Here is a 5,107-nt window from a genome sequence, read left to right on the forward strand (position 1 = left end):
GCCTTATCCTGGTACGCGGTGAATGCTTCCCCAGCGTCAGCCAGCAGCTTGACAATAGTGTTCTTGCTCGCCCCGGTCATGCGGGAGATGGCGCGGATCGACATGCCTTCAACCATTAGGCCGAGAATCTGAGCGCGTTTTACAGTCCGGTAGCTTGTTCATGGCCGCTTCCGCAATATGACCATTATGCTTGAGAATAAGTTACGAGTCAAGCATTACGACAAAAAGCTAGCGGTACTGTTGTAACGCGTCAGGATTCTCGTTTAGAATAACAACACCGTCAGAGGATGGGCCTCTGACGGTGATTCACAAACGGTAAGGAGGTGAGCCTTGTGACACGTTAAACGCCCCTAGAAAGGGCGAGGCACTAGGGAAACCAGTGCCAAGGACGGAAGGCTGAAGATGGGCTTCGGCCTTCCTTTCCTAATTCAAGCATAGCACAGACAGGAATATATGTCCTCTGAAAACATTGATTATTCAGTTGTCCTAGCCGACTTGATTGCAAAGCGGGACGACCTGAACGCTGCGATCAAAGCGGTTGAGAGAATCGTTGGTGTAACGCCGACTCAATCCAGTACTGATACTGCTGGCGCGTCTTTTATTGGCACTGTCTCCGAAAACATTGAGATCAAGCGCGATGCTTTCTTCCAGATGAGTATTCCAGATGCGGCAAAGAAGTTCCTGGTGATGAGCAAAGCAGCCAAGACCACGCAAGAAATTGCCGAAGCATTGGAGCGCGGCGGAATGACCCATGCCTCGGGGAATTTTGCGAACTCAGTTGGCTCGGTACTTCACCGATTAGACAATGCCGGCGGGGACATCTTGCGCGTCGGTCGCGGGACGTGGGGGCTTGCCGAATGGTATCCCGGACGCCGCCGAACCAAAGCTAGCAAACTCCAAGAATTGATTACCGACGTAGAAAATAGAGACGCCCCGCAAGATCTCTCTAGCGAGGCGTCAGGAGAAGATATTGATGTAACCTAAAAAAAATCTTCTCATTCCGGCGGCGTGGCCGAACGGTCAGGCACTGGACCTTTCAATTCTAGGAAACCTGGTTCGACTCCAGGCGCCGCCTTCCCCACATCACCAGTTATGGGAATCATCTTGCGCTGTTCAATTCCCATTACCGGTACTTTAAATATCGGCAGTATGTGTCGCTTTGTCAAGCTGAGCCGAGAAATGCTCTAACGCGCCCACCGCTTCCTAGCAGCAGCTAACGCAATTTTCTTACGTTGTTCGTGTGACAGCTTTTTAGCTCTAGCGCCTCCACCGACCTTACCGCCAAGTTTTCCCCGACTCACTGCAGCCGGATCTTTGCCGTCCTCTATTCGATCTTCAACCTGCCCCGTCGCAATGTCGCCTATGAGCTTAGCGAGAGCAAAGGTGTCGCGTGGGCGCTTGAGCCGTCTTTCCATACCCGTTAGCATTGCACGTGCGCGCGAGATAGTCTATTAACCCCCGCCCCATACCCGCCGCTACATATCTCTGCCCGCCGCCGACCACGCCCGCTACGCTGCGCCGGTGCGCCAGGGACGGTGCTTCGTGGTTGGTGGCGCGGCCCTACAATTATCGACCCCTGCATGGGGCAAATATTCTACGCGTATCTGGACTCGCACGCCCAAAGCATAGTTAGTTCAAACTGACCCAGTACCCGGCAATACCCTTCGTACTTCCGTACATCGACTGGGGCCCGCTTCTCACGCCGGCCGTTTCACCTTGTCGTAGGTATCCATGAAGACACCTGCCGCGTGGTATTTCTGCCTGACGCTGTCATACAGGGCGCAGTCGAACATCCGGCGGTAATCGTCGCGTGTCAGTTCTGATATAGCGTATAGACACTGGTAACCGCGATGCGCTATCGCAAAGTCCTCCATCCTGCGGACAGCGCGCCGGGAATCGTAGGGCTCGCCGCGTCGGACCGCCCCCGGGGCACCGTAGGCACCGACATCCACGAACATCTCATAATCGCGGGCTTCCTGGGACGGCTTCAAGAAACCCTGAGGTTGGGTGCGGAACGTCCGGTGCGGACAAAGCCAGAGCGGATAGCACTCGAAGTTAGTGTGGAAAAACTCGATCGTATCCGCAAGGTAACTGATCGGCACCAGGATGTCCTGACACACGTGCCGGTCTTCATAATAAGCGCGGATCGACTCGCCCTGGGTAAGTTTTAGAAAAGAAATTTTGGGCGGCATCATCCATCCGAGCAGGGAGCGGAACAGAGCATGGTTACCGAACGGGATGATGAGCTCCGCTTCCCAGAAAATGCTGCGCGTGTGCCGATGGTAGTACTGTCGCAGGGGAATAGACTCCTCGCCGCCGCCTCGCTCCAGGAACGACCAGCAGTGTTTGTAAAACCAGGGTTTGAACCACCAGCCGATGGCATTCACCTTGGCGTGATCCGGGCCGGCGGCGAAATCGCCGCTCATGATTACGCCAGAGTCGCGTCCGTACAGAATGCCCTCGACAAACTCGGGCGGATCCGGGCGGCAAACCTCCCGGGCGAACACCTCGCAGGCTTCGTTCAGGCTATAAACAGGGTGATATCGGAGTCGCACCCAGGGCTTGCAAGGTATGATGCGCAGCTCCACCGCGACCAGGATCCCCAGCGCGCCGTAGGACCAGGGCAGGGCATGGAATAAATCCGCGTGGACCTCGCGGTTAGCGCGCACCAGTGTGGCATCCCCGATCACCACCTCGCAGGCCTCGACGATATCGGCGAACAGGCCGTACTTGTGGGATGAGCCTTCGATGCCGAATCCCAGGATTAGCCCACTGACCGTCAGGTCGTCGAACTCCGGGACCACCGGCAGGGTCCAGCCTCTGGGAACGAGATAACGGGTGATCTGGCCGATGGTCACTCCGGGCTCGACCCGGAGGATGGCCCGTTCCGTATCGAATGCCAGGATATCGTAGAGATCGACCCGGATGGTGTTGTCGCGGCGCTTGTAGCGGGCGACCCGCATCGAGACGTTCATCCAGGATTTGCGCGCCGTGCAGAGGGGCCGCCGGCCGCCGGCTGCGCGCCACCGGCGCACCTGTGCCTGGATATCGCGCACGCGCTCCGTGTGCCCTTCGGGGGCGCTCTTCAAGCCTCGGTAGTACCAGTTCCGGATAGCCCAGTAGAGGTCGAACAGCACTGACAGGGGCAAGACCACGGGCACTACGAACAGCCAGCGATATCGGACTAGTACATCTGTCAGCAAGTGCGTAGGCTCAGAGCTTGTGAAAAAATCTGCTGCGCTCGGGATCTCGTGTTGCATCCTCGGCGCGCCAAACAGTACCAGTCCCTGGCCGTGGCTTTCTGGCGGTGCTCGGAATCCTCATGTATTCACTTTAGCATTGGGGTTTCCAAAGGGGAGTAGTGCAACTCTCCCCTTTGGTCAAGGGCGGGTTCATACCCCGCCCGCGAAGTAAAATTGATTACATTTTCAGCCATGCCAAAGAAAGCTGCAATCGCCGTATCATCGGGATTAATTAAAAGCGCTGGTCTATATATAATGTTCTCATGACCGTATCGAGAACCGCACTAGTAATTACTGCTTTTGTGAGTGCTTTCGCGGGCGGCGGGATCGTTTATTTTGGACTGCGCGGCGCGAGCACCGGAATCGCGGATGTATCTTCGCCCCCGGTGCGTGATTTCGCCTTACTCGATCAGGACGGCCGTTCTCATCAGTTGTATCGGCTCACGAAAGCCAAAGCGGTCGTACTATACATTCACGGCCTCGGTTGCGCCACGGTGCGCGACAGCCTGCCGGCGCTGAAAGCGCTGCGCGATACTTACGCCAAACAAGGCGTGGAATTCATGTTGCTCAATGCGAACCCGCAGGACGATCGCAAAGCCTTGCAGGCGGAGGCAGCGCGACTCCATCTCGACCTTCCCATCTTAAAGGACGAGGCGCAACTCGTGATCCAGTCCCTGCAAGCTGAGCGGACCGGCGAGGCGATCCTGATCGATACCAAGACGTGGGCCATTCGTTATCGGGGGCCGATCGATGATCGCATGCATTACGGGTCACAACGGCCCGCGGCGACGCGGCATTACCTCAACGATGCGCTCGCCGCGGTGCTCGACAAGGAGACCGTGGCGGTCGCTCAAGCGCCGGTCTTCGGCTGTGTGCTCAACATCGAGCCGCATCGGCGTCCGCTCTCCTACACGGGCGACGTCGTACCCATCCTCCGCGATCGCTGCATAACCTGTCATCGCGCGGGGGGCGTCGGTCCCTGGGCCATGGACCGCTATGAGACCGTGCGCGGTTGGTCGCCGATGATGCGCGAGGTCATCATGACCAAGCGCATGCCGCCCTGGCAGGCGGATCCGGCGGCCGGCGAGCTCTTAGCCGACCGGTCCTTGCGTACCGAGGAAAAAAAGACTTTGGTGCATTGGATCGATGGCGGGGCGCCGCGCGGCGACGGGCCGGACCCCCTGGTTGCACAGCCATCCGAGGGTGTGAAAGACTGGCCGCTCGGAGAACCTGATCTGGTAATCAAACTTCCCGAGCAGAAGCTGCCCGCGCAGGGCGTTCTGCCCTACCGCTGGTTCAAGATCCCGGTGCCGATCGACAAGGATCGTTGGGTACGCGCGGTGCAGCTCAAACCCAGCAACACCTCCGTCATGCACCACGGGTTCGTGTTGGTCCAGTATCCCGCGCGGCACAAAGATCGCGAGCCCGCGTGGCTGGAAGGCCGAAACGGGTTCTTCGCCGCCCATGTTCCTGGCTTGGATGTGCAACCGATGCCCGAGGATTCGGGTCAGTGGTTACCCGCCGGATCGACCTTGGTGTTCCAGCTCCACTACATCACCGTCGGCGCGCCGGCATCGGATCGGCCGGTATTGGGCCTCTATTTCCACCGCGCGCCCCCGCCGAGGGAATACGCCGTCGCCAGCGCCTCGAACCGGGACCTGCGCATCCCGCCCTTCGCCGCGAATCACATCGAGACCGCGGAGACGACCTTCAGCGAGCGCGTGATGCTCTACGGCTTCTATCCCCATATGCACTATCGCGGCCGGCACTTCGATTACGTGGCTCATTTCCCGGACGGCCGGTCGGAGCGGTTGCTGTCGGTGCCGAATTATTCGTTCGGCTGGCAGACGTTCTATCGTCTCAAA

The 5,107-nt window shown here is 58.4% G+C and carries 4 protein-coding genes and 1 tRNA gene; 3 read left to right on the plus strand and 2 right to left on the minus strand.

Going from position 1 to position 5,107, the window contains the following annotated elements; genetic code table 11:
* A partial coding sequence (locus M3436_19115) for an IS1 family transposase (protein MDQ3566101.1) occupies positions 1–116 on the minus strand: 116 nt, incomplete at its 3' end.
* 337 nt (positions 117–453) lie between these two features.
* Here M3436_19115 and M3436_19120 point away from each other — a divergent pair.
* Positions 454–984, plus strand: coding sequence for a winged helix-turn-helix domain-containing protein (locus tag M3436_19120; GenBank protein ID MDQ3566102.1), 531 nt, complete (start codon positions 454–456; stop codon positions 982–984).
* Positions 985–1,002: 18 nt separating this feature from the next.
* Positions 1,003–1,075: transfer RNA gene (locus tag M3436_19125), tRNA-OTHER, on the plus strand.
* Positions 1,076–1,697: 622 nt separating this feature from the next.
* On the opposite strand, the gene M3436_19130 is transcribed toward M3436_19125, so the two are convergent.
* Entirely contained in the window at positions 1,698–3,203 is a 1,506-nt protein-coding gene (locus M3436_19130; protein ID MDQ3566103.1) for an FAD-binding oxidoreductase, read from the minus strand.
* A 302-nt stretch (positions 3,204–3,505) separates the two neighbouring features.
* Between M3436_19130 and M3436_19135 the strand changes: the two genes are divergently transcribed.
* Positions 3,506–5,107, plus strand: a 1,602-nt coding sequence (locus M3436_19135; GenBank protein MDQ3566104.1) for a redoxin domain-containing protein, incomplete at its 3' end; no start/stop codon positions are given.

It is taken from the genome of Pseudomonadota bacterium, assembly GCA_030859565.1.
GTDB lineage: Bacteria > Pseudomonadota > Gammaproteobacteria > JACCXJ01 > JACCXJ01 > USCg-Taylor.